Genomic DNA, 21,204 nt, shown 5'->3' with positions numbered 1-21,204 from the left:
CCCGCGCCGCCGTCGTGCATCAGCGGACGACCGCGGTGCGGCGCTCGCGACGGAACAGCAGGACGCCGAGCCCGGCCAGCAGCAGCCCGAACGCACCCGCGGACGCGGCCTGGGTCGGGAAGCCGTCGTCCGGCGTGGCGCCGGTGTTCATCGCACCGCTCGGCATCTTGGCCGAGCTGGCCCCGACGGCCGAGCCCGAGTTGGGCAGCGCCAGGTAGGGGAACGAGCTGCCGAACGCCACGTCGTTGGCGTTGACGCCGTCCCCGGCAGCCAGCGGCTGCACGATGGACACCTTCTTCGGGGCGCCGTTCTTGTCGACCGTGACGGCGCCTTCGGCCGCCTGCAGCGTGATGTCGACGACGTCGTCCCCGAGCCGGCGACCGTTGGGGAAGCCCGCGTTGTCGCCCGCCAGCACACCGAGCCGGTTGGGCTGCGCGGTGGGCTTGATGGACGTGTTGAGCCGCAGCATCTCCGACGGCGTCGGCTTGGCCGGCTGGTTGAGGCCCTTCAGGCCGGTCAGGAAGATGGCCTGCAGGTCGTTGCGCGGCGTCTTCGGCGCCTTGATGCCGTAGATCTTCTCGACGAGCTTCGGCACCTCGGGGTCGAGCACCCGGTCGACGACGGGCTGCACGGTGCGGTCCTTCTCCGGCGGGAGCGCGTTGAACGCGTCCTTGAGGCCGGTCGGCACCACGAGCTCGTTCACCAACGGGTTGCCCAGTCGCGAGACCTGGACGTAGTCGCCGCTGTACTTCTGCGTGCCGTCAGCCGCCGCGACCCGCATGCTCGGCCGGTCGGTCGTGCTCCAGACCCCGATGACCGGGTCGGCCTTCGTGACGCCCAGCTCGGACTTGGGGATCTGCAGCGCGACGCTGTTGACGTTGTAGTGGCTGAGCGTGTCGTTGCCCGACTCGCTCAGGTTCGCCCCGTACAGCAGGTCGAACACCCGCAGGTCGAGGAAGAAGGGGTCGTCCGCCTGGCCGGCGAACGACTGGCCGCCGCCCTTGACCTTGGCGATCGACTGACGACGCAACGACGCGTAGTCCGGCATCGACGCCTTGCCGACGTTCGACGGAGCGACCTTGCCGCTGGAGACGATCGTGGTCTCCTTGCCGTCGGCGTCGATCTTCTTCAGCGTGTAGGTCTGCTTGAGCAGCAACGTCGGGTCGGTGAGCTTCTTCACCGGACCGTTGTTGTAGAGGAACGTCTTCGTCCCTCGCTTGTCGGTCGTCTTGAACTGCCACTGGTACGTGACGTCCGGCTTGGCGTCGCCGTCGCTGTCGATCTTGATGTTGTAGTGCGCGTCGTCGGACCAGGGGTAGAAGTTCGGGCCGCCGCTGGGGTCCTCGAAGGGGATCCAGTTGGCGACCAGGGTCACGGTGTCCGGCTTGTCAGGGCTGACGAACGCGTACGTGTCCGTGTTGTCGGCCTGCGGGTCGGCGGCGGTCAGCGGTGCCTCGCGGTGGCTGGAGGCCGAGCTGACACCAGGCCCCAGCAGGGCGATGGACCCGCCGAAGGCGAGCGCCGAGCCGGTCAGCGCGATGGTCGACGCGCGGAGCGCCGATCCGCGCCGCCGGAGCGGTCGGGTTGGAGCGGGAGGAGCCACGATGTTTCCCTCGATTCGACTTGGCCTCGTCATCGAGACCGGGGTGCCCCCCTCCCGGGGCCTGGATCCGCTCAGGAGCGGCCGTGCGGCGACCGGGTCTGTCCTCTCGACGCGGTCACGGCGTCAGTTCGGCTCGGTGGCCCCGCCGGATGGGTGCGGGTTCGGCGGTGAAGGGGGTCGTCGTCGTGAGGTCGCCCTCGACCGCGGGCCACGAGGAGGTCCAGACTGGGCGCCAGGGGTCGCCCCGGTGCGCGCGCGTCGGGTGGCACCGTGGGAGGGTCGATGGCGTCCGGGTTCCACGACGGCAGCCGCGAGCTGCAGGACCGCTTCGGCACGCGCGCGCTGGCCGACCGGATCGACGACCTGCTGGTGTCCGACACCATCAGCGACGCCGACCGGGCGTTCATCGAGGCGCGCGACCTGTTCTTCCTCGCCACCGCCGACGCCGAGGGGCGCCCGACCTGCTCGTACAAGGGCGGCGCACCGGGCTTCGTCCGCGTGCTCGACGAGCGCACCGTCGCGTTCCCGAGCTACGACGGCAACGGCATGTACCTCTCGCTGGGCAACGTCCTCGTGCACCCGGACGTCGGGATGCTGTTCCTCGACCTCGAGCGCGGTCACCGCATGCGCCTGGACGGCACGGCGAGCATCGACCCCGACGACCCGCTCGTCGCGGACTACCCCGAGGCGCAGCTCGTCGTGCGGGTGCGGGCCCGCGCCGTGTACCCCAACTGCCCGCGCTACCTCCACCGCTACCAGCTCGTGCGGCGCTCGCAGTTCGTGCCGGAGGCCGGGCGCCTGACGCCGGTGCCGGAGTGGAAGCGGTCCGACTGGGCGTCCGACGTCCTGCCCGAGGGCGACCCGGCCCGCGAACCCGACGAGCGCGAGGTGCTGGGCCGCTGACGACGTCCGCGCACCCTGGCATGCTCTGCGGGACAGCCGGACGACGGAGGAGGACGACGGTGCGGATGAAGGTCGAGCTGGTGCCCCTGCCGGTGGCAGACGTCGAGCGGTCGATCGCGTTCTTCGAGGGCAGGCTGGGATTCACGAAGGACGTCGACGTGCAGCCGGCCGACGGCATCCGCGTCGTGCAGCTGACCCCCGAGGGATCGGGCTGCTCGATCGGCTTCGGCACCGGCCTGGACGTCTACCGCGGCGAGCCCGGCAGCGTGCGCGGCGTGCACCTCGTCGTCGAGGACGTCGAGGCCGCCCGTGCCGAGCTGGTCGGCCGCGGTGTCGACGTCGGCGAGGTGCACGACTTCGGCGGAGGTGTCAGGGGAGCGAGCTTCGCCGACCCCGACGGCAACACCTTCGAGCTGCAGGAGATGGCCTGGCGCCAGGGCGAGACCTTCTAGCGGTCAGCCGTCCTGCGGTCGCGCGGGCGGCAACGACGCGACGTCGCCGGTCTGGACGACGTCGTCGGCCACCAGGCGCAGCTTGCGGTTCGTCACGCTGCTGGCCTTCTTCAGCACCCCGAAGGCCTCGTCCTCGCCGACCCGGCGCTCGGCCATCACGATGCCGATGGCGGCGCCGATCGTGCGGGAGGACCGCAGGGCCTCCTCGAGGTTGGCGGCGTTCTGCTTGCTCAGGACGCCCTCGGCCTGCAGCTCGGCCATCAGCTCGCGGTCGATCTCGGCCCGCTTCTCCAGCATCGTGATGCGTTCGCGGTCGTTCGCGGTCTCGGCCTCGTGGGCGTCGGCGCGGGCGTCGCTGGCGTCGGCGCGGCGGTCGGAGGCGTCCGCGCGCCGGATTAGGTCGTCGATCTCCTCCCGGTTGCTGCGCAGCCGGGTGGTGAGCTCGTCGACGCTGTCCTCGCGCGCGTCGCCGTCAGGGGAAGGTGCCTCGGTCATGCCGGAATTATCACCAGGAGCGGCCGACGTGAAAAGTCGGGCGGCGCGCTCATCGACCGCGCGCAAGGGTCGATCGGTCATGCGGTCTCCTAGTACGCGGCGCGGAGGACGGACGTCGCGGAGTGGGCCGGGTCGCCGTCGTCGGCCTGCAGGCTGATGTCGACGGCGTGGTACCGCGCGACGAGGTCGCGGCTGACGGCGAAGCGGGCCGGGCTCGTCGAGCTGACGACGCCCAGCGGCAGCATCTTGTTCGTGGCCGGGTCGAGCAGCCACGCGTAGTAGAAGTGCCCCGACGTCGCGGCGGGCAGCCCGCTCGTGCTGATCGACATGCGGGTCTGCTCACCGGGCGACGACATCGTCACCCGTCCCGAGGCGTCCGCGTCACCCTGCCCGGCCACCGGCTGCAGGACGACGACCCGCACCGCGGTCTCGCGGGCCGGCTGCGACCGGGACGCCGTCCACGCCGCACCGGCGCCCGCGCCGCCGGCCACGAGGGCCAGGGCAGCGGCCGCCACGCCCAGCCGGCGTCCGGACCACCGGCGCCGGGGCAGCACCGGCAGTGCCGGCAGGTCGACGACGTCGAACCCGCTGCCGGTGGACGACGGACGGTCGGGCGGTGCGACCAGGCGACCGGCCGACCGCAGCGCGGCGTGCGCGGCGGTGAGGTCGACCAGGGCCGACCGGCAGTCGGCGCAGCCGCGCAGGTGCTCGACGACCTCTCGGGTCTCGGCGCGGTCGAGGTCGCCGGTGAGCAGCTGGGGGAGGGCGTCCGCCGCTGTCTCGCAGGTCATCACCCGCCACCTCCTTCGGTCGTCTCGTCGTCCACGTGGCCCGGTGCGCGACGGTCGTGGTGCCCGTCGTAGCCGTCGAGCAGCTGGGCCAGCGCCCTGGAGCCGCGGGCCATGCGCGCCTTCACGGTGCCGAGCGGCACGTCCATGCGTCGGGCGATCTCGGCCTGCGTGCAGTCCTCGAAGTAGGCCAGCTCGAGCGTCACCCGCTGCGCGTCGGGCAGCCGCTGCAGGGCCGACCGGACGTCGGCGGCCCACGCGAAGCGGTCGGCCAGCTGCTCGCCGTCGTCCCCGACCAGGTCGCGGATCGTCTCGACGGCGACGACCGCCGGACGACGGCGCCGCAGGTCGTCGATCGCGCGCCGGCGGGCGATGGTGAACAGCCAGCCGGACAGGCTCCCCGACGCGTCGAACCGGTCGGCGGCCCGCCACACGTCGAGGAACGTGCGCTGCAGGACGTCCTCGGCGTCGTCCGGCCCGACCAGCCGGCGCAGGTAGGCCAGCACCACGGGGCCGAAGCGCGCGTAGCAGCGCTCGAGCGCGGAGGGGTCGCCCCGCGACAGCGCGAGCGCCAGCTGGTGGTCGTCCTCCACGACCTGGATTCGTAGTCCGCCCCGTCCGTGGTTGCACGGCGAGTGCCCGCCGCTGGCGCGAACCGCGCCAGTGCGCCGTCCGGTGCAACCGGCCAGCGGTCTCGTCGCGATCCCCGGGCTGACAGGCGCCACCCCTCCTCACCCTCCTGGAGATCCCGTGCACCGCTTCCGTCGCTCTCTCGTCGCCCTCACCACCGTGGCCGTGGCCGCGGTCACCGTCGCCGCGGCCCCTGCCGCCACTGCGTCGTCACGCCACCGCCACCACGAGCTCGGCACCCGCAGCCTGGCGGCCGTGCTGGCCGCCGACGGCCACTCCTTCGACCGCAACAGCAACGACTACGACGTCCTCGACGCCGCCGTCACCGCGGTGCTGACCGCCAAGCCGTCGAGCCCGGTCGCGGTGCTCGCCGACGGCACCGTGGCGCTCACGGCCTTCCTCCCCGACGACCGGGCTTTCCGCGTGCTCGTCCACGACCTCACCGGCACCTGGTACCGCAGCGAGTCCGACGTCTTCGCGGCCGCCGCGACGCTCGGCATCGACACGATCGAGGCGGTGCTGCTCTACCACGTGGTGCCCGGGGCCACGATCACCTACAAGCAGGCGACGCGCTCGGACGGGGCCACCCTGGCCACGGCGCTGGCCGGGGCCGACCTCACGGTCAAGGTGCGCGGGCGCTGGTGCCGCTTCGTGTCCTTGGTCGACGCCGACCCGGACGCGGCGAACGCGGTCGTGCTCCCGTGGGCGCGCGACATCAACCGCGGCAACCGGCAGATCGCCCACGGCATCAGCCTGGTGCTGCGCCCCGTCGACCTCTGAGGGTCGGCGCACGACGTCGAGGGCCCGACCGCGCGGTCGGGCCCCCGACCTGCGCGCTACCGGACGACGGCCACGGGGGAGGCGACGGTGCGGGCGAGCGCCTGGCTCACCGACCCGAGCAGCAGCCCGGCGAACCCGCCACGACCGCGCGAGCCCACGACCAGCAGCTGGGCGCCCTCGGCGTGGTCGAGCAGCGCCTGGACCGCGGCGGCGTGCACCACCGAGACCCGCACCTCGACGTCCGGGTACCGCTCGCGCCAGCCGGCGAGCGTCTCGCTCACGACCAGCTCCTCCTCCTGCTCGAACCGGTAGCTCGCGGGGAGCACCTCGCCCAGCCCGGCCGCCACCGGCACGCGATCGGTCGACCACGCGTGCACGACGTCGAGGGACGTCGAACGGCGCGACGCCTGCGCGAAGGCGTAGGCCAGCGCGGGCTGGGCGTCCGTCGTCCCGTCGACCCCGACGACGACGCCGTCGCGCGGCCGTTCGGGGTCGTCGACGTCCTTCACCACGACGACCGGGCAGCGGGCGTGCTGCACGACCTCGGCCGCCACCGACCCCAGCAGCAGCGCGGCCACGGCGCCCGGACCGCGGCTGCCCACCACCACGCAGGTCGCCTCCGCCGAGGCCCCGACCAGCGCCCAGCCGGGTGGTTGCTCGGTGAGGACGTAGCGGGCGGTCAGCCCGGGCGCCAGCGCGTCGACGGCCGCGCGGGCGTCGTCCAGGACGTCGGTCTCGCCGCGGACGTGGGCGTGGACGACGTGCAGGGGCAGCCGCTGCCGGGCGGCCTCGTCGACGGCCCAGCGCAGCGCGCGGTCGGACGCCGGGCTGCCGTCGACGGCGACGACGACGGGGTGGACGGACGTGCGGGTCATGACGGACCTCCGGTGGTCGTGGCACGCCGGGTGGAGCCCGGCAGGTCCACCCTGGCGCGGGTGGCGCACCGTCGTCCGGGCCGAAGGTCCTGCGTCTGGTCTGCCTGCGGCACAGGCGGTCTAGGCCAGCCCGAGCGCTCGTGCCTCCTCGGCCAGCTCGTCCCGGACGTCGGGGTGCGCGGCCTCGCGGATGATCGCGGCGGCCTGCTCCTGCTCGGTGCGGCCGAAGCACTCGGCCACCCCCTGCTCGGTGACGACCGCCGTCGGCTGGAACGACGTCACCGGCTCGTCGATCATCGCCACGACGGACGACACGTCGGCCTTCGGGTGCCACGAGCGCAGCGCGACGAACGCCTGGCCGCCAGGGGCGTGCAGCGCGCCGACCAGGAAGTCGGTGGCGCCACCGAAGCCGGAGTGGATGCGCCCTCGGCGGCGCGAGGCGTTGGCCTGGGCGAACAGGTCGACCTGCAGCGCCGAGTTGATCGACGTCATGCCGGGGTGCCGGCTGATGACGGCCGGGTCGTTGGCCCGCTCGGTGCGCACCATGCGCAGCCGCGGGTTGCCGTCCGCCCAGGCGTAGAGCTCGGGGCTGCCGATCATGAACGACGCGCAGACCGGTTCGTCGGGGTCGAGCGCGCCGGCCCGGTCGAGCCGCAGCAGCCCGTCGCCCACCATCTCCGACCAGATCCGCAGCCCGCTGCGCGTGAGCAGACCCTGCAGCGCGGCGTCCGGGATCGCGCCGATGCCGAGCTGCAGCGTCGACCCGTCGGCGACGCGGCGGGCCACCTGCTCGCCGATGACGCGGGCCGCGTCGTCCGGGACGGGAGGCACGACCGGGCTGCCGAGCGGGACGTCGACCTCGACGGCGAGGTCGACCAGGTCGAGGTCGAGCTCGGCGTCGCCGAAGGTGTACGGCACGCGCGGGTTGACCTGGGCGACGACGAGGCCGCCGCGGGCGCGGGCCGCCTCGACCGCGGCGGGGAGCACGTTGACCTCGATCCCGAGCGACACCCGCCCGTCGCGCGGCGTGGAGCACTGCAGCACCACGACGTCGGGGGCCAGGACGGTGGAGAGCAGCCGGGGCAGGAGCGACAGCCGGCACGGCACGTACGCCAGCCGCGGCGAGCGACGCACGCCCGGCCCGACGAACGCCGTCTCGTGCGTGACCCCCTCGCGGTCCGGCAGCCCGGGGTGGGCGTTGAGCAGGTGGAGCCGGTAGATCGGCAGCGCGGCGTCGACCGCGCCCAGCAGCTCCAGCGGGGTCGCGAGGTTGCCGCTCGCGACCACGCGCGGCTCGCCGGCCGCCCGCGGCGCGGTCGCGCGCGCGGCGACGGCGGCCGTCACCGCGGCGAGGGACACCAGGCGCAGCCCGCTCACGGGGCGACCGACCGCACGCCGACGACGGTGCTCGCGGCCTGCCGGGCCGCCGCGAGTCGCGGTCCGTCGGCCGCGCCAGCCACGTGGAGCACGCCGCGGCGCACCTGCACCTCGACCTCCACGAGGCCCAGCTCGCGCAGCAGCTGGCGCACCTCGGCGGCCGTCTCGTCGTCGGGTCGGCTCAGAGCCCGGATCACGTCGCTGCGGCTGACCACGCCGACCAGCCGGCCGTCGTCGACCACCGCCGCGCTCTTCCAGCCCCGGTGGGCCAGCACCGCCGCGACGTCGTGGACGTCGGCGCCCGGCTCCGTCGTCCAGGCCGGGCTGCTCATCAGGTCGCGGACCCGCAGGTCGCCGGCTCGCGGCCGTGCGGGCACGGGACGCGCGTGCGCCCGTGGGTCGGCGGGGACGAGGACGCGCACCACGTCGGCCTCGCCCACCATCGCGACGACCTGGCCGTCGTCGACCACCGGCACGGTGGTGATGCCTCGCGTGGCGAGCAGCCGGACGACGGCGTCGACGGCGTCGTCCGGCGTCACCGTGACGACGGACGGGCTCATGATGTCGGAGACCCTCATGCGTCGACCGTTGCGCGAGCGCCGTTCCCGTCGCAAGGCCGAAGGTCCCTCGACGAGGTGATGCGTCCGGGCGCGGCGATGGGGGTTCACGATCCCGGGCCGCGAACCCCCATCTGGCCGGATCCCCTATGGCTCGATGACGCCGGCTGGTGCCCACGGTGTCAACGATCGCCGCGTCCCGCACCTCGGAACCCGCGCCTGGCCGGGACGACCTCCGCGGAGGTGACGGTCCAGCCGGTCGCCTCGTCGACCGCCACCTGCTCCAGCGCCTCGTGCACCCGGCGTTCGGCGAGCTGGGTCGCCGCCGTGTCGTCGTCCGCCTCGACGTCGAGGCGCACGGTCACGCCCAGGTCGGGGCCGGCCCGGCGCACGTCGACGTCCCACTCGACCGGGAGGCCCTCCCACAGGTGGCGCGGGTCCAGCCGCGGGCTGCCTCGTCGTCCGTGCACGCGCAGCCGCACGACTGCGTGGCGCCCCCGGCCGGCCACGGCGCCGCCGTCCCTCAGCTCCTGGCGCGGGCGGTCGGGGTCCATTCCGCGCCGTAGCCGGTGGGCAGCCGGGCGATGCGTTCGGCCTCGAGCTCGATCCGCCGGGCGTCCAGCCCTCGGCCGTCGGGCGCGACCCGGCGCAGCTCGACCAGCAGGGCGGCATGCACCGCGGCGATGCTGCGGCCCGGCATCGCCTGCGCCACAGCCGAAACCACTCGCTCGACGGTGGGGTGGGAACTCATGCTGGCCTGCCTCGGCTCGGGGCCCGGAAGGGGCCGCCCGGAGGCCGGTGGCTCGACCGGTCTCACCGTAGCCCGGGACCTGCGCGCGCGCAGCCCGAGATCGTTGCAGCGGAGCACGGTTCGCGTCGCCGGGTGGCCGGGGTCGTCGTCCGGTGCGAGGGTCGTCATCTGGTCAAGCCGCGGCCGGCGTCCCAGCACCCCAGCCGAGAGGTGGACCACCATGCCCAACGTCACCGACCACGTCGACGTCGACGTCCCCGTCACCACCGCCTACAACCAGTGGACGCAGTTCGAGTCGTTCCCGAACTTCATGGGCGGCGTGGAGCGCATCACGCAGACCGACGCGACGCACAGCCACTGGGTCACCAAGATCGCCGGCGTCGAGCGCGAGTTCGACACCGAGATCACCGAGCAGCACCCCGACGAGCGGGTCGCCTGGAAGAGCACGGACGGCACCACGCACGCGGGCGTCGTCACGTTCCACCGGCTCGACGACACGCACTGCCGGGTCACGGTGCAGATCGACTGGGAGCCCGAGGGCGCGGTCGAGAAGGCCGGCGCCGTCGTGGGCGCGGACGACCGTCAGATCTCCGCAGACCTCAAGCGCTTCAAGGAGTTCATCGAGGGACGCGGTGCCGCCGAGGGCGCCTGGCGCGGGGACGTCGACCCCACCTGACGTCAGCGTCCGCGGCCGCGGTTGCGGCGCCAGATGGACGCCGAGAGCGCCGTCGCGAAGGTGCACCAGCCCGCGTAGACGCCCAGACCCGTTGCGGCGCGGGCGTCGACGCGGGCTGCGCGTCGGGCCAGGTCGGCGCCGCTCACAGCCAGCGCGGCGGCCGTCACGGTCGCGGCCCCGAGCCGGTGCTGTCGGAAGAACAGCCAGGTCCACGCCGCGTTGGCGACCAGGTTCGCCCCGAGCGCCACCGCGAACTGCCGCGCCGCGTCGTCCTGGCCCTGCTCGTGCCAGCGATCCAGCGCCGACGCCGACGACACCGCCACGTCGGTGTAGAGCGCCGTCCAGACCACCGGGAACACCGCCCCGGGCGGCTGGAACGCGGGCTTGTCGAGCCGCTGGTACCACCGGCTCTGCACGTCGCGGCTCGCGGCGCTCCCCACGAGTGCTGTCGCCGCGACGGCAGACCCGGTGAGCGACAACAGCTTCAGGTTCATCGGCTCAGATGTCGGCGAGCCGGGCGACGACGTCCGACCCGACCCGCTCGGTGAACGCGACCGCATCGGCGGGCGGCGGGCTGAGCCAGATCTGGTCGATGCCCAGGCCGGCGTAGGTCTCCGCCTTGTGCAGGAACGCGTCGCTGAACGGGTCGTCGCGCACGATCACGGTGCGCGACACCTCGGACGGGTCGCGACCGACGTCCGCGCAGTGCCGGTCGAGGACGTCGAGCTTGTGCCGGACGACGTCGTGCCCCTCGTCGAAGAGGTTGCACGCGTCGGCGTACCGGGCGACCAGCCGCAAGGTCTTGCGCTCGCCGGTGCCACCGATCAGGACGCGCGGCCGGCGCTCGCCGATCGGCGGCACGTTGACCGGCTCGGCCAGCTGGTAGTGCTGGCCCTGGAAGGGCGAGTCGTCGTCCGACCACATCCGCTCGACCACCTGCAGCGTCTCCTCGAGCCGCTCGAACCGCTCGGACGTCGACGGGTACGGCACGCCCAGCCCCTGGTGCTCGCGCTCGTACCAGGCGGCGCCGAGCCCGAGCATCGCGCGCCCGCCGGACAGCACGTGCAGGGTCGTGACGGTCTTGGCGAGCAGGCCGGGGTGCCGGTAGGTGACGCCGGTGACGAGAAGGCCCAGCTCGACCCGCTCGGTCTGGCCGGCCAGGAACCCCAGCGAGGTGTAGCCCTCGAGCATCGGCTCCGGCGGCCCGCCGAGCGGCTCCATCTGGAACCAGTGGTCCATCATCGTCAGCGTGTGCACCCCGCCCTGGTCGGCGGCGCGGGCGACGGCCTGCAGCGTGCCCGGGATCGAGCCGGGCCAGCCGGGGTAGGACAGGTTCGAGCAGTGGATGGCGAGCTTCATGTCGCCAGCCGATCACGGATCCGCCTGGTCGGCGCGCCCGGGCTCGGTCAGTTGCGCCACGACGGTGAGGACGTCGCACGCGGCCAGCCGCTGGCAGCGCTGGGCGACGTCGTGGTCGGACGCCGGCAGGTCGCGTCCGACCACCAGCAGGCCCGCACCCCGGCTGCGCGCGACCAGCACCTCGGCCGCGTCGCCGTCGACGACCTCGAACGTGCAGGGCAGCCGCCGCACGCCGCGCAGCCCCTGCAGCGCCGCCCGGAACGTCGCGCGGTCGATCTCGGCCCGCTCCTCGTCGCTCGACCCCGGTGGCACCACCTGCAGGAATCGCACCCGCGCACCTCGCCGGGCCGCCTCGTGCACGGCCGCGCCGGCCACGGCGGCGGCCGAGCCGTCGTTGACGAGGCCGGCCACGACGTCCGCCACCGCCCGCGGCGGGGACGTCGGGCGGGTGCGGTCGTGATGTGCGGGTGCGGGGAGCGCGGTCATGCGTCCAGCCTGCGTCGACGTCGCGCGCGCGGTCGGGCCCTTGGTCCCGTCGTCCGGGCGGCGGGCGGGGCCACACTGGGCGGCATGACGGTGCGCGTGTTCCTGCTGGACGACCACGAGATCGTGCGACGCGGCCTGCGCGAGCTGCTTGAGCTCGAGGACGACATCGAGGTGGTGGGCGAGTCGGCGTCGGCGCTCGAGGCCGCTCGCCGCATCCCCGCGCTGCGACCCGACGTCGCGCTGCTCGACGCCCGGCTGCCCGACGGCTCGGGCATCGACACCTGCCGGGCCGTCCGGTCGGTCGACCCGAGCATCCGGGCGCTGGTGGTCACGTCCTACGACGACGACCAGGCGCTGGCCGCGGCGATCGCGGCCGGTGCCTCGGGGTACGTGCTCAAGGACATCAAGGGCAACGACCTCGTCGACTCCGTGCGGCGGGTGGCGGCGGGCGAGTCGCTGATCGATGCGGCTCAGCGGGCGGGCGTGCGCGAGCGCTGGGCCGCCGACCGCGACGACCCCCGGCTGGCCGCGCTGTCGCCGCAGGAGCGCCGGATCCTGCAGCACATCGCCGACGGGCTGACGAATCGGCAGATCGGCGAGGAGATGGTGCTGGCCGAGAAGACGGTCAAGAACTACGTCACGGCGATCCTGTCCAAGCTGGGCTTCGAGCGCCGCACCCAGGCGGCCGTGTACGCCGCGACCCGACGTCCGCCGAAGCGAGGCTGACCGCTCAGCGCTGCGCCGGCACCTGCCAGACGACGCGCGTGCCGCCGGGCTCGCGCTCGGCGACCTCGAGGTGACCGCCGAGCCGTTCGGCCCGCCGGGTGAGGTTCGACAGCCCGCTGCGGTGCGTGCCGCCGGACGGCCCGCGCCCGTCGTCCTCGACCCGGACGACGAGCGGGTCGCCGAGCTGCACCGCGAGCCGGCACCAGGACGCCCCCGCGTGCCGGACGACGTTCGCCAGCCCCTCGCGGACGACGGCCAGCACCTCGGGCTCGAGGGTCTCGGGCAGCGCCGACCAGTCCGACGGCAGGTCGACCTCGGGCGCGAACCCGAGGCCGTGCGCGGCTTGCTCCACCAGCTCGTCGACCTCGGCGCGCACGCCCGGGCCGCCGAGCGGCCGGTGCAGGGCGAAGATCGCCTGCCGGATGTCCTTGATGGCGTCGTCCAGCTCGTCGACCGCGCCGCTCAGCCGCTCGGCGACGCGCGGGTCGTCGCTGAGCCGCTGCGCCGACTGCAGCGACAGCCCCGTGGCGAACAGCCGCTGGATGACGTGGTCGTGCATGTCGCGGGCGATCCGGTCGCGGTCGTCGAGCAGCTCCATGCGGCCGCGGTCGCGTTGCGCGACAGCGGCTTCGAGGGCCAACGCCGCGGTGCGGCCGAAGACGCCGAGCGGCTCGACCTGCTCGGCCGCGGTGCCGTCGTCGTGCGACCAGGCCACGCCCAGGACGCCGAGCCGGGCCTCCCCGACGCCGATCGGCACCAGGACGGTCGGCCCGCTGCCTTTGGCGCCGAGACGGCGCACGGCCACGGACTCGGGCGCCGGCCGCTCGTCCTCGCGGTGCACGAGCAGCAGCGGCTCGCCCTCGTCGACCAGCTCGGCCCACCGGCCGTCGTCGAGCGCGTCCCCCTTGCGGTGCACCGGATCCGCCGCACTGGTGGCCCGCACGACCAGGCGGCCGTCGTCGTCGAACAGCGCCACCACTGACAGCTCGGCCCCGGTGAGCTCGGTGCAGCGCATCGCCATCAGCCGCAGGGCGTCGTCCTCGGCGTCGCCCTCGAGCAGCCGCTGGGTCATCTCGGCGACGGCGTCCGAGAGCTCGCGCTGGCGGCGCGAGCGGTCGTAGAGCCGCGCGTTCTCGACCGCCACGCCGGCGGCCGCGGCCAGCGCCACCAGGATGGCCTCGTCGTCCTCGGTGAACTCGGGCGCGCTGCGCTTCTCGGCCATGTAGAGGTTGCCGAAGACCTGGCCGCGGATGCTGACCGGCGTGCCGAGGAAGCTGTGCATCGGCGGGTGGTGCGCGGGGAAGCCGAAGGAGTCGGGGTGCGCGGCGATGTCGGCCAGCCGGCGCGGGCGGGGGTCGCGGATCAGCAGCCCCAGCACGCCGCGGCCGGGGGGCAGGTCGCCGATCGCGGCGCGCTCCTCGTCCGTCACGCCCTGGGTGACGAACTCGACGAGCCGCTCGCCCTCGGGCGCCAGCACGCCCAGCGCGCCGTACCGCGCGTCGACGAGGTCGCACGCCGACCGCACGATCCGGCTCAGCACCTGCGCCAGGTCGAGCTCGCTGCTGACCGCCACGACGGCGTCGAGCAGCGAGGTCATGCGGGCCTGCGCACCGACCGCGGCCTGCGCCCGGCTGCGCAGCTCGTCGAGCAGGTCGTCGAGCTCGAGCCGGCCCAGCTGCCGCCACGCCTGCGAGTCGGTCACGAGCCGCAGCGTAGTGGCCGGACCCGTTGGGACGACACGGTTCGCGGGCCCTTGGTCCCGGTCGTGACGGCTCCGCGCACCGCACGCTGGCGGCACGGCGCGACGTCCGCGCCACCGTGCAGGAGGTGCGTCATGGTCCAGCCACCGGTCGACGAGCAGCGTGCTCCCGTGGAGGAGCTGCACCAGCACGAGTGCTGGGCCCTGGTGCGCGGGACGGCGGTGGGCCGGCTCGCCGTCGTCCTGGGCGACGGCCCCGAGATCTTCCCGGTCAACCACGTGGTCGACCACGGCTCCGTGGTCTTCCGCACGGCCGCCGGCACCAAGCTCGACGCCGCGAACGGGCGACGCGTGGCCTACGAGGTCGACGGGATCGACGTGTCGACAGGCACGGCGTGGAGCGTGGTCCTGAAGGGCCGGGCGCACTCGCTGGTGGCGTTGCACGACGTCGTCGACAGCTTCGGGCTGCCGCTCGAGGCGTGGCAGGTCGGGCCCAAGCCGGTGTTCGTGCGCGTGGTGGTCGACACGATCACCGGGCGTCGCTTCACCCCGCGGTGGGTCACCACGGGCTGAGCGGACGGCTCGTACAGTGCCCGTGTGCGGGTACTCGTGACGGGCGGCAGCGGTTTCATCGGCGGGGCGGTGGTGGGCGCTGCTCGCGACGCCGGGCACCAGGTGCAGGTCCTCGACCTCGCCGCGGCGCCGGCCGCCGACGTGCGCGCCGCGTCCGCCGTGCAGGCCGCCGTCGACGACGTCGACGCGGTGGTGCACCTGGCGGCCAAGGTGGGCCTCGAGCAGGGCCTCGACGACCTGCCGGACTACGTGTCGCACAACGTCCTCGGCACCTCCGTGCTGCTCGCGGCGCTGGCTCGGCGCGAGGTTCCGCGGATGGTGCTCGCGAGCTCGATGGTGCTCTACGGCGAGGGCGTCGGACGGTGCTCAGAGCACGGCGACGTGCGCCCGGGGCCGCGACGCCAGGGCGACCTGGCCGCCGGCCGCTACGAGCCACCGTGCCCGACCTGCGGTCGCGAGCTCGCACCGGCGCTGGTCGGGGAGGACGTCGGCGCCGACCCGCGCAGCGGGTACGCGGTGTCCAAGGTCGCGCAGGAGCAGCTCTCGGCGGTCTGGGCCCGGCAGAGCGGCGGGTCGGTCGCCGCGCTGCGCTTCCACAACGTCTACGGACCCGGTCTGCCGCTGGACACCCCCTACGCCGGTGTCGCGGCGATCTTCCGGTCCGCGGTCCGCGCCGGTCGGGCCCCGCAGGTGACCGAGGACGGCGGTCAGCGGCGGGACTTCGTGCACGTGAGGGACGTCGCGCGCGCCTGCGTCGCGGCGCTCTCCGCGCCGCTGCCCACCGGCGCCCTGCGGGCGTTCAACGTCGGCAGCGGCACGCCGCGCACCGTCCTCGACCTGGCGACCACCATGACCGACCTGGCGGGCACCGCAGCGCCGGAGGTCACCGGAGCGGCCCGGCTGGCCGACGTCCGGCACATCACGGCGTCCAGCGAGCGGGCCCGCGCCGAGCTCGGCTGGGCGGCGATCGAGGACTTCGTCGCCGGCGTCCGGGAGCTCCTCGACGAGGCGTAGCCGGCCGGGCGCGGCGGCTCAGACGGGCTGCAGCGCGCCGGGCAGCACGACGTCGAACCGGCAGCCGAGGCCGTGGTTCTCGACCTGCACCGTGCCGCCGTGGGCCTCGACGATGCCGCGTGCCACCGACAGCCCCAGGCCACCGCCGCCGTCCGGGCCGGTCGAGCGCGCCGATGCGCCGCGCCAGGCCAGGTCGAACACCCGGGCCATCTCGTCCTCCGCGATGCCCCCGCAGGCGTCCTGCACGCTGAGCACCAGGGCGTCGCCCGCCCGCCGGGCGCGCACCTGCACCTCGCCGCCGGCCGGGGTGTGGTGCACGCCGTTGACCAGCAGGTTGTCGAGCGCGCGGGACAGCTGTGCGGGATCGACGACAGCGACCAGTCCGGAGCCAGCCTCGCCGGTCACGGCGACCTTGCGCGCCTGCGCGACCGGACCGATCGAGGCGACGGCGTCGGACACCAGGTCCCGCACGTCCATCGACTGGGGGCGCGGCACGAGCGCACCGGCGTGCAGGCGCGAGAGCAGGAACAACGTGTCGACCATCTCGCTGAGCCGGTCGGACTCCACGCGCAACCGCTTGTAGTAGTCGCCGGGGTCGTCGAGGACGCCGTCCTCGAGCGCCTCGGCCATCGCCCGGATGCCGGCCAGCGGGGTGCGCAGGTCGTGCGAGACCCACGCCACCAGCTCGCGCCGGGAGGCCTCGGCGGCCCGTTCGGTCTGGCGGGCCGCTCGAAGCCCGGAGTCCGCCGCCAGCAACGCCTCCTGCACCGTGGCCAGCTCGGCCGAGACCACCTCGGTCGGACGCGGCGGCTCGCCCTCGCCGAGCGACCGGGCGCTCGCGGCCAGGGCGTGCGCCGAGCGCGAGACGCGCCGCCCGAGCCACACCGACAGCACGACGGCCAGCGGCGTCGCGGCCGACAGCGTCAGGACGACGACCAGGGAGTCGTGCGGCGACAGGAACATCACGCGGGCGTCGGCGGCGACGGCGACGCCGACGGCCAGCAGCGACACGCACGAGATGGCCGCGAGCAGCTGGCCCAGCCCGCGACGGCTGAGCCGCAGGACGACGAGCTGCCCCACGGCGCCGACGACGACGACGCACGCCGCGGCGACCGCGAGCACGGCCAGGTGGTCAGAGCTCATGCGACGTCGTCCCAGCGGTAGCCCGAGCCCCAGACCGTGACCAGGCGGGTGGGCGACGACGGGTCGTCCTCGAGCTTCTCGCGCAGCCGGCGCACGTGCACCGTCACGGTGGACTCGTCCCCGAAGGACCAGCCCCACACCCGGTGCATCAGGACGTCGCGGGAGAACACCTGGCCGGGGTGCTCGACCAGGAAGGTGAGCAGGTCCAGCTCGCGCGCGGTGAGCTGCAGCGCAGCTCCGCCCCGCGTGACCGAGCGGGCGGCGGTGTCGACGACGAGGTCGCCGGAGGTCAGCAGCGGCGACAGGCGCTCGCGGGCCGGGTCGCTGCGCCGCAGCAGCGCCTGCACGCGCAGCACCACCTCGCGCGGGCTGAAGGGCTTGGTGACGTAGTCGTCAGCGCCGGACTCGAAGCCGGCGATCCGGTCGAGCTCGTCGCCCAGGGCGGTCAGCACGATGATCGGCAGGTGCTGGGTGGGCGGGTCGGAGCGCAGCAGCCGGCACAGCTCGAGGCCGTCCGGCGGGCCCATCATCACGTCGAGCACCGCGAGGTCGAGGTGCTGCCCGGCCCGGACGACGCCGAGCGCGGCCGCGCCGTCGGCCACCGCGACCGGGGTGATGCCGGCGCGGCGCAGGTAGTCGCACAGCACCTGCGAGACGGTCGGGTCGTCGTCCGCGACGAGCACGGTGGGCACCCGGTCACGGTAGTCGTGCGGCGCGGGCCGTGCGCCCGCCGCGACCGGTTCGGCCGGCGCCGCAAGGAAACCGTAAGACGGTCTGGTGGGCCGTCCTGCCGGGCCCGCCCTACGGTCGGAGCCGTGACCCCGCACCGCCTGGACGTCGTGCTGCCGTGCCTGGACGAGGCCGCCGCCCTGCCGCAGGTGCTGGCCGGGCTGCCGCCGGGGGCGCGCGCGATCGTCGTCGACAACGGCTCGCGCGACGGGTCGGCCGACGTGGCGCGCGGCCTGGGGGCCCTGGTCGTCGACGAGCCGCGGCCGGGCTACGGCGCCGCCTGCCACCGGGGGCTGCGGGCGGCGACGGCCGAGCTGGTCGCGTTCTGCGACGCGGACGCCTCGCTCGACCTGCGCGAGCTCGGCCGCGTCGTCGGTCCGCTCGACCGCGACGAGGCCGACCTCGTGCTGGGACGCCGGCGCGCCGTGCGGGGCGCGTGGCCGTGGCACGCGCGGGTCGCCAACCTCGCGCTGTCGGTGCCCATGAGCCTGGCGGCGCGCACCTGGCTGCACGACCTCGGCCCGGTGCGCGCGGCCCGGCGTGAGGACCTGCTCGCGCTGCCGCTGGCCGACCGCCGCTCGGGCTACCCGCTCGAGACCGTGATGCTCGCCGCGCGGGCCGGCTGGCGGGTGCGCGAGGTCGACGTGACGTACTCGGCGCGGGTGGGCCGCTCGAAGGTGACCGGGACGGTGCGCGGCACCGCCCGCGCGGTCGCCGACATGTCGCGCGTCCTCCTGGCGGGCGGACCCGGCCGTTGACCGGCCCCGTGGGACCGTTGACGTTGCTGGTGCTGGCCAAGGAGCCGCTGCCGGGGCGGGCCAAGACCCGCCTCGAGCCGGCTGTCGGGCCGGACGGCGCGGCCGCCCTGGCTGCTGCGGCGCTCGCGGATACCTTGGACGTCGTCGCGGCCACCCCCGCTGCTCGCCGGGTGCTGGTGCTGGACGGCGAGCCCGGCCCGTGGCTGCCGCCGGGGTTCGAGGTGCTGCCGCAGGTCGGGGGCGGCCTGGCCGAGCGGCTGGCGGGCGCGTTCGCCGCCGTCGACGGACCGGCCTTCCTGGTCGGCATGGACACGCCGCAGCTGACGCCGGCGGACCTCTCGGTCGAGCTGCGCGCCGGCGGTCCCGACGCCGCCATCGGGATGTGCGAGGACGGCGGCTTCTGGGGCGTCGGCATGCTCGCCCCTCGTCCGGAGGTCTTCCTCGGTGTTCCGATGAGCCAGCCCACGACCGGTGCGCTGCAACGGGTCCGGCTGGTGGAGGCCGGGTTCGACGTCCTCGACCTCCCGGTCCGGCGGGACGTCGACGAGATCGAGGACGCCCGGGTGGTGGCGACGTCGGCGCCCCGCACGCGGTTCGCCTCGACGTTCGCGCGGGTGACGGGCGTCCCGCCGCGCCGCTCGCCCGTCGAGCTCTACGACGCCGCTCTGCGCGGGGGACCGGCGCTGCGGCTGGTCGCTGACGACGGGCGGGTGCTGCCGTGGCTGCTCGACCGCTGGTCGCAGGACGCGGACGACGACGACCGCGCGCTGCTCGACCGCTGCGAAGGCGTGACGCTGGACGTCGGCTGCGGTCCCGGCCGGATGGCCGCCGAGCTCGCCGCGCGCGGTCGGCCGGTGCTCGGCGTCGACATCGCCGGCGCCTCGGTCGAGCGCACCGCGGCGGCCGGCGCCCTGGCCCTGCACCGGTCGGTGTTCGACGGGCTGCCCGGCGAGGGCCGTTGGGACACCGTGCTGCTCGTCGACGGCAACCTCGGGATCGGCGGTGACCCGGGCCGGGTGCTGCAGCGGATCCGCGAGCTGCTGCGCCCCGGCGGTCTGCTGCTCGTCGAGCCGGAACCGCACGACGTCGACGAGGTCACGTCGCTGCAGCTGCGCACCGCGGACGGTGACCTCGTGAGCGAGGAGTTCGCGTGGGCCCGCGTCGGTCCGGCGGCGGCCGTGCGGCGCGCAGAGCGGCTCGGCTACCGGGTCGAGGAGCGCTGGTCGCGGGGCGGGCGTCAGTTCGTGGCGCTGCGCCGTTGACGCCGCGACGCCACGAGGCCGACGGTGACCGCGACGGCGGTGGCCGCAGCCACCGCGAGCAGCACCAGCACCAGGTTGCGCGGGTAGTCCAGCGGGTCGGCCGAGGGGTTCGCGACCGACGGGCCGCGCACCAGGCGGCCGAGCCAGAGCGGTGCCGACACCAGCGTCAACGACGCCGCCACGAGGGCCCCGACCTGCACCGGCGCGCGGACGCCGCCCGGCAGCCGGCGGGCGGCCAGCCAGCCCGCCCCGACGACGACCGGCGCGAGGACGCCGTCGTGCGCGACCAGCGCGAGGGCGGCCCAGAGCACCACCGACCGCAGGTCGGTGGCCCGGCCCCCGCCGAGCACCAGCCACGCGCCCCAGGCGATGCCGCCCAGGCCGAGGCCGGCCAGGAGCAGCCGTACGGCCGGCCGGTTCATGCGACCTCGACCCGGCTCAGCCACTTGGTCTGCAGCACGCCCGGTCGGTTCGGCGCGACCAGCCGCACGGGGTACCCGTGGTCGAGCGCGAGGTCGGACCCGTTGACCCGCAACGCCAGCAAGGTGTCGGGGTGCATCGCCTGCGCCCGGGTGAGGTCGCTGCTCGAGTAGAGCCCGCGCTCCTCGAGCGAGCGCACGGTGACGCGCCGCACGTCGTCCGCGCCGACCAGGCGCAGCAGGTCGCGCAGGCGCACCCCGCCCCAGCGCGCCGACGCGCTCCAGCCCTCGACGCAGCTGATCGGCAGCTCGACCTCGGTCTGCGGCAGCTGCTCCAGCTCGGACCGGCTGAACGACGACGGTCTCGGCGCGTCGACGACGAGCCGCCACGTGTCGTCGACGGCGGAGGTGGTGATCCGAGCAGCCGTCGCGGTGCGGTTGACGGGCAGCCCCTGGGGGCCGATGTCCGGACGACGGGGGGCGAGCACCGCCAGCCGGCCGAACCCCGGCAGCGTCTGGCCGACGGTGACCAGGGTGACCGACCCGACGGCGGCGAGCGTGCCGACGACCAGCCCGCGCCGGGTCAGGCCCGTGGCCGCGCGGTCGTCGGCGTCGTCGTCCAGCGCACGCCGCAGGCCCTCGCTGATCCGCGGGGCCTTGATGGCGAGGTGCAGCAGCACCGACCCGGCCAGCACCCACGCGACGGCGTGGTGGGCGGCGGGGAAGAAGAAGGACCACGGGTACCACTGGGCGATGTTGAGCAGCCCGGTGACGACCTCGAAGAGCATCGCGGCGACGAGCACGGCGACCGAGAGCCGTTCCAGCGCATGGGGGATCGAGCGCACCGGCGGCCACTCGAGCAGCTTGGGGTAGACGCTGAAGAGCTTCACCAGCACCAGCGGGACGCACGCGATCCCGGTGGCGACGTGCAGGCCCTGGGTGAACCGGTAGCCCCACGTCGGGGACGGGGGGATCGGCAACCAGCCGACCGGGTGCTGGTGCAGGTGGCTGACCAGTCCCGTGACGAAGCAGATGGCGACCGCGATGCCGAGCAGCCGGCCGACCCTCGCCGTGACGCGGACGTCGCGCAGCGGGCTGCGGATCTCGGGCGGCCGCAGGCTCGACGGCTGGGGCAGGGGCACCCCTCGA

Annotated in this window: 26 protein-coding genes; 9 read left to right on the top strand and 17 right to left on the bottom strand. The window is 74.8% G+C overall.

The genetic code is table 11. From position 1 onward, the window contains the following. Nucleotides 1-19: 19 nt before the first annotated feature. A complete protein-coding gene (locus ACYVJ4_RS00500) occupies nucleotides 20-1,636 on the bottom strand; it encodes a DUF4331 domain-containing protein (RefSeq protein WP_460458141.1) in 1,617 nt (538 codons plus the stop codon). Between the two features lie 249 nt (nucleotides 1,637-1,885). On the opposite strand from ACYVJ4_RS00500, the gene ACYVJ4_RS00495 reads away from it, so the two are divergent. Together ACYVJ4_RS00495 and ACYVJ4_RS00490 are read left to right on the top strand one after the other, a co-directional pair. Continuing rightward, nucleotides 1,886-2,506, top strand: a complete 621-nt coding sequence (locus ACYVJ4_RS00495; RefSeq protein WP_460458140.1) for a pyridoxamine 5'-phosphate oxidase family protein — start codon at nucleotides 1,886-1,888, stop codon at nucleotides 2,504-2,506. A 65-nt stretch (nucleotides 2,507-2,571) separates the two neighbouring features. After that, on the top strand, nucleotides 2,572-2,958 hold the full coding sequence (locus ACYVJ4_RS00490) for a VOC family protein (RefSeq protein WP_460458139.1): 387 nt from the start codon (nucleotides 2,572-2,574) through the stop codon (nucleotides 2,956-2,958). Between the two features lie 3 nt (nucleotides 2,959-2,961). On the opposite strand, the gene ACYVJ4_RS00485 is transcribed toward ACYVJ4_RS00490, so the two are convergent. The 3 genes from ACYVJ4_RS00485 to ACYVJ4_RS00475 form a co-directional block, all read right to left on the bottom strand. After that, nucleotides 2,962-3,453, bottom strand: a complete 492-nt coding sequence (locus tag ACYVJ4_RS00485; protein WP_460458138.1) for an ANTAR domain-containing protein — start codon at nucleotides 3,451-3,453, stop codon at nucleotides 2,962-2,964. An 89-nt stretch (nucleotides 3,454-3,542) separates the two neighbouring features. After that, nucleotides 3,543-4,244, bottom strand: coding sequence for an anti-sigma factor (locus ACYVJ4_RS00480; protein WP_460458137.1), 702 nt, complete (start codon nucleotides 4,242-4,244; stop codon nucleotides 3,543-3,545). Next, nucleotides 4,244-4,834, bottom strand: coding sequence for an RNA polymerase sigma factor (locus ACYVJ4_RS00475; protein WP_460458136.1), 591 nt, complete (start codon nucleotides 4,832-4,834; stop codon nucleotides 4,244-4,246). Before ACYVJ4_RS00475 ends, ACYVJ4_RS00480 begins: the two co-directional genes overlap by 1 nt. A gap of 157 nt (nucleotides 4,835-4,991) precedes the next feature. On the opposite strand from ACYVJ4_RS00475, the gene ACYVJ4_RS00470 reads away from it, so the two are divergent. Then, on the top strand, nucleotides 4,992-5,651 hold the full coding sequence (locus ACYVJ4_RS00470; protein ID WP_460458135.1) for a fasciclin domain-containing protein: 660 nt from the start codon (nucleotides 4,992-4,994) through the stop codon (nucleotides 5,649-5,651). A gap of 56 nt (nucleotides 5,652-5,707) precedes the next feature. Here the strand turns inward: ACYVJ4_RS00470 and ACYVJ4_RS00465 are convergent, their stop codons facing one another. From ACYVJ4_RS00465 to ACYVJ4_RS00445, 5 genes are all read right to left on the bottom strand, one after another. Next, nucleotides 5,708-6,526 carry a universal stress protein gene (locus ACYVJ4_RS00465; protein WP_460458134.1) on the bottom strand — a complete coding sequence of 273 codons (819 nt, stop codon included), beginning with the start codon at nucleotides 6,524-6,526 and terminating at the stop codon, nucleotides 5,708-5,710. Nucleotides 6,527-6,646: 120 nt separating this feature from the next. Next, entirely contained in the window at nucleotides 6,647-7,894 is a 1,248-nt protein-coding gene (locus ACYVJ4_RS00460) for an acetyl-CoA hydrolase/transferase family protein (RefSeq protein WP_460458252.1), read from the bottom strand. A gap of 5 nt (nucleotides 7,895-7,899) precedes the next feature. Then, entirely contained in the window at nucleotides 7,900-8,481 is a 582-nt protein-coding gene (locus ACYVJ4_RS00455) for a CBS domain-containing protein (protein WP_460458133.1), read from the bottom strand. 161 nt (nucleotides 8,482-8,642) lie between these two features. Continuing rightward, the gene (locus ACYVJ4_RS00450) at nucleotides 8,643-9,014 is read right to left on the bottom strand and encodes a hypothetical protein (RefSeq protein WP_460458132.1); all 372 of its coding nucleotides are present in this window, start codon (nucleotides 9,012-9,014) and stop codon (nucleotides 8,643-8,645) included. Further along, complete coding sequence (locus ACYVJ4_RS00445; RefSeq protein WP_460458131.1) at nucleotides 8,984-9,184, bottom strand: hypothetical protein; 201 nt, start codon at nucleotides 9,182-9,184, stop codon at nucleotides 8,984-8,986. Before ACYVJ4_RS00445 ends, ACYVJ4_RS00450 begins: the two co-directional genes overlap by 31 nt. Before the next feature lie 247 nt (nucleotides 9,185-9,431). Here ACYVJ4_RS00445 and ACYVJ4_RS00440 point away from each other — a divergent pair, with 247 nt between their 5' ends. Next, complete coding sequence (locus ACYVJ4_RS00440; RefSeq protein ID WP_460458130.1) at nucleotides 9,432-9,887, top strand: SRPBCC family protein; 456 nt, start codon at nucleotides 9,432-9,434, stop codon at nucleotides 9,885-9,887. 2 nt (nucleotides 9,888-9,889) lie between these two features. Here the strand turns inward: ACYVJ4_RS00440 and ACYVJ4_RS00435 are convergent, their stop codons facing one another. From ACYVJ4_RS00435 to ACYVJ4_RS00425, 3 genes are read right to left on the bottom strand one after another with little or no spacing between them, the layout of a single operon-like run. Beyond that, a complete protein-coding gene (locus tag ACYVJ4_RS00435; RefSeq protein WP_460458129.1) occupies nucleotides 9,890-10,381 on the bottom strand; it encodes a TspO/MBR family protein in 492 nt (163 codons plus the stop codon). Between the two features lie 4 nt (nucleotides 10,382-10,385). Further along, nucleotides 10,386-11,246 (bottom strand): LLM class F420-dependent oxidoreductase, encoded by an 861-nt coding sequence (locus ACYVJ4_RS00430; protein ID WP_460458128.1) that lies wholly within the window; start codon nucleotides 11,244-11,246, stop codon nucleotides 10,386-10,388. A gap of 12 nt (nucleotides 11,247-11,258) precedes the next feature. After that, the gene (locus ACYVJ4_RS00425) at nucleotides 11,259-11,732 is read right to left on the bottom strand and encodes a universal stress protein (protein WP_460458127.1); all 474 of its coding nucleotides are present in this window, start codon (nucleotides 11,730-11,732) and stop codon (nucleotides 11,259-11,261) included. Between the two features lie 84 nt (nucleotides 11,733-11,816). Here ACYVJ4_RS00425 and ACYVJ4_RS00420 point away from each other — a divergent pair, with 84 nt between their 5' ends. After that, nucleotides 11,817-12,458, top strand: coding sequence for a response regulator (locus ACYVJ4_RS00420; RefSeq protein WP_460458126.1), 642 nt, complete (start codon nucleotides 11,817-11,819; stop codon nucleotides 12,456-12,458). A 4-nt stretch (nucleotides 12,459-12,462) separates the two neighbouring features. On the opposite strand, the gene ACYVJ4_RS00415 is transcribed toward ACYVJ4_RS00420, so the two are convergent. Further along, complete coding sequence (locus ACYVJ4_RS00415; RefSeq protein WP_460458125.1) at nucleotides 12,463-14,160, bottom strand: sensor histidine kinase; 1,698 nt, start codon at nucleotides 14,158-14,160, stop codon at nucleotides 12,463-12,465. A 132-nt stretch (nucleotides 14,161-14,292) separates the two neighbouring features. Between ACYVJ4_RS00415 and ACYVJ4_RS00410 the strand changes: the two genes are divergently transcribed. Both ACYVJ4_RS00410 and ACYVJ4_RS00405 read left to right on the top strand, forming a co-directional pair. After that, complete coding sequence (locus ACYVJ4_RS00410) at nucleotides 14,293-14,730, top strand: pyridoxamine 5'-phosphate oxidase family protein (protein ID WP_460458124.1); 438 nt, start codon at nucleotides 14,293-14,295, stop codon at nucleotides 14,728-14,730. Nucleotides 14,731-14,754: 24 nt separating this feature from the next. Continuing rightward, nucleotides 14,755-15,744, top strand: coding sequence for an NAD-dependent epimerase/dehydratase family protein (locus ACYVJ4_RS00405; RefSeq protein ID WP_460458123.1), 990 nt, complete (start codon nucleotides 14,755-14,757; stop codon nucleotides 15,742-15,744). 18 nt (nucleotides 15,745-15,762) lie between these two features. Here ACYVJ4_RS00405 and ACYVJ4_RS00400 read toward each other — a convergent pair whose 3' ends face one another. After that, complete coding sequence (locus tag ACYVJ4_RS00400) at nucleotides 15,763-16,887, bottom strand: sensor histidine kinase (protein WP_460458122.1); 1,125 nt, start codon at nucleotides 16,885-16,887, stop codon at nucleotides 15,763-15,765. Next, nucleotides 16,884-17,579, bottom strand: coding sequence for a response regulator transcription factor (locus tag ACYVJ4_RS00395; RefSeq protein ID WP_460458121.1), 696 nt, complete (start codon nucleotides 17,577-17,579; stop codon nucleotides 16,884-16,886). Before ACYVJ4_RS00395 ends, ACYVJ4_RS00400 begins: the two co-directional genes overlap by 4 nt. A gap of 123 nt (nucleotides 17,580-17,702) precedes the next feature. Between ACYVJ4_RS00395 and ACYVJ4_RS00390 the strand changes: the two genes are divergently transcribed. Then, on the top strand, nucleotides 17,703-18,374 hold the full coding sequence (locus ACYVJ4_RS00390; RefSeq protein WP_460458120.1) for a glycosyltransferase family 2 protein: 672 nt from the start codon (nucleotides 17,703-17,705) through the stop codon (nucleotides 18,372-18,374). A gap of 8 nt (nucleotides 18,375-18,382) precedes the next feature. After that, nucleotides 18,383-19,636, top strand: coding sequence for a DUF2064 domain-containing protein (locus tag ACYVJ4_RS00385; protein ID WP_460458119.1), 1,254 nt, complete (start codon nucleotides 18,383-18,385; stop codon nucleotides 19,634-19,636). Here the strand turns inward: ACYVJ4_RS00385 and ACYVJ4_RS00380 are convergent. After that, nucleotides 19,612-20,058, bottom strand: coding sequence for a hypothetical protein (locus ACYVJ4_RS00380; RefSeq protein ID WP_460458118.1), 447 nt, complete (start codon nucleotides 20,056-20,058; stop codon nucleotides 19,612-19,614). The two genes, ACYVJ4_RS00385 and ACYVJ4_RS00380, sit on opposite strands and share 25 nt — an antisense overlap. After that, on the bottom strand, nucleotides 20,055-21,197 hold the full coding sequence (locus ACYVJ4_RS00375) for a molybdopterin-dependent oxidoreductase (RefSeq protein WP_460458117.1): 1,143 nt from the start codon (nucleotides 21,195-21,197) through the stop codon (nucleotides 20,055-20,057). The genes ACYVJ4_RS00380 and ACYVJ4_RS00375 overlap by 4 nt, the downstream gene beginning before the upstream one ends. Between the last annotated feature and the right edge of the window lie 7 nt (nucleotides 21,198-21,204).

This window comes from Angustibacter peucedani, assembly GCF_054779595.1.
This window is presented reverse-complemented; position numbering and strand designations above follow the sequence as displayed.

Excerpts from the sequence above, each read along its gene's own strand:
- ACYVJ4_RS00500 (WP_460458141.1), bottom strand. The coding sequence starts at position 1,636 with ATGACGAGGCCAAGTCGAATCGAGGGAAACATCGTGGCTCCTCCCGCT.
- ACYVJ4_RS00495 (WP_460458140.1), top strand. The coding sequence starts at position 1,886 with ATGGCGTCCGGGTTCCACGACGGCAGCCGCGAGCTGCAGGACCGCTTC.
- ACYVJ4_RS00490 (WP_460458139.1), top strand. The coding sequence starts at position 2,572 with ATGAAGGTCGAGCTGGTGCCCCTGCCGGTGGCAGACGTCGAGCGGTCG.
- ACYVJ4_RS00485 (WP_460458138.1), bottom strand. The coding sequence starts at position 3,453 with ATGACCGAGGCACCTTCCCCTGACGGCGACGCGCGCGAGGACAGCGTC.
- ACYVJ4_RS00480 (WP_460458137.1), bottom strand. The coding sequence starts at position 4,244 with ATGACCTGCGAGACAGCGGCGGACGCCCTCCCCCAGCTGCTCACCGGC.
- ACYVJ4_RS00465 (WP_460458134.1), bottom strand. The coding sequence starts at position 6,526 with ATGACCCGCACGTCCGTCCACCCCGTCGTCGTCGCCGTCGACGGCAGC.
- ACYVJ4_RS00455 (WP_460458133.1), bottom strand. The coding sequence starts at position 8,481 with ATGAGGGTCTCCGACATCATGAGCCCGTCCGTCGTCACGGTGACGCCG.
- ACYVJ4_RS00450 (WP_460458132.1), bottom strand. The coding sequence starts at position 9,014 with ATGGACCCCGACCGCCCGCGCCAGGAGCTGAGGGACGGCGGCGCCGTG.
- ACYVJ4_RS00440 (WP_460458130.1), top strand. The coding sequence starts at position 9,432 with ATGCCCAACGTCACCGACCACGTCGACGTCGACGTCCCCGTCACCACC.
- ACYVJ4_RS00435 (WP_460458129.1), bottom strand. The coding sequence starts at position 10,381 with ATGAACCTGAAGCTGTTGTCGCTCACCGGGTCTGCCGTCGCGGCGACA.
- ACYVJ4_RS00430 (WP_460458128.1), bottom strand. The coding sequence starts at position 11,246 with ATGAAGCTCGCCATCCACTGCTCGAACCTGTCCTACCCCGGCTGGCCC.
- ACYVJ4_RS00425 (WP_460458127.1), bottom strand. The coding sequence starts at position 11,732 with ATGACCGCGCTCCCCGCACCCGCACATCACGACCGCACCCGCCCGACG.
- ACYVJ4_RS00420 (WP_460458126.1), top strand. The coding sequence starts at position 11,817 with ATGACGGTGCGCGTGTTCCTGCTGGACGACCACGAGATCGTGCGACGC.
- ACYVJ4_RS00410 (WP_460458124.1), top strand. The coding sequence starts at position 14,293 with ATGGTCCAGCCACCGGTCGACGAGCAGCGTGCTCCCGTGGAGGAGCTG.
- ACYVJ4_RS00400 (WP_460458122.1), bottom strand. The coding sequence starts at position 16,887 with ATGAGCTCTGACCACCTGGCCGTGCTCGCGGTCGCCGCGGCGTGCGTC.
- ACYVJ4_RS00380 (WP_460458118.1), bottom strand. The coding sequence starts at position 20,058 with ATGAACCGGCCGGCCGTACGGCTGCTCCTGGCCGGCCTCGGCCTGGGC.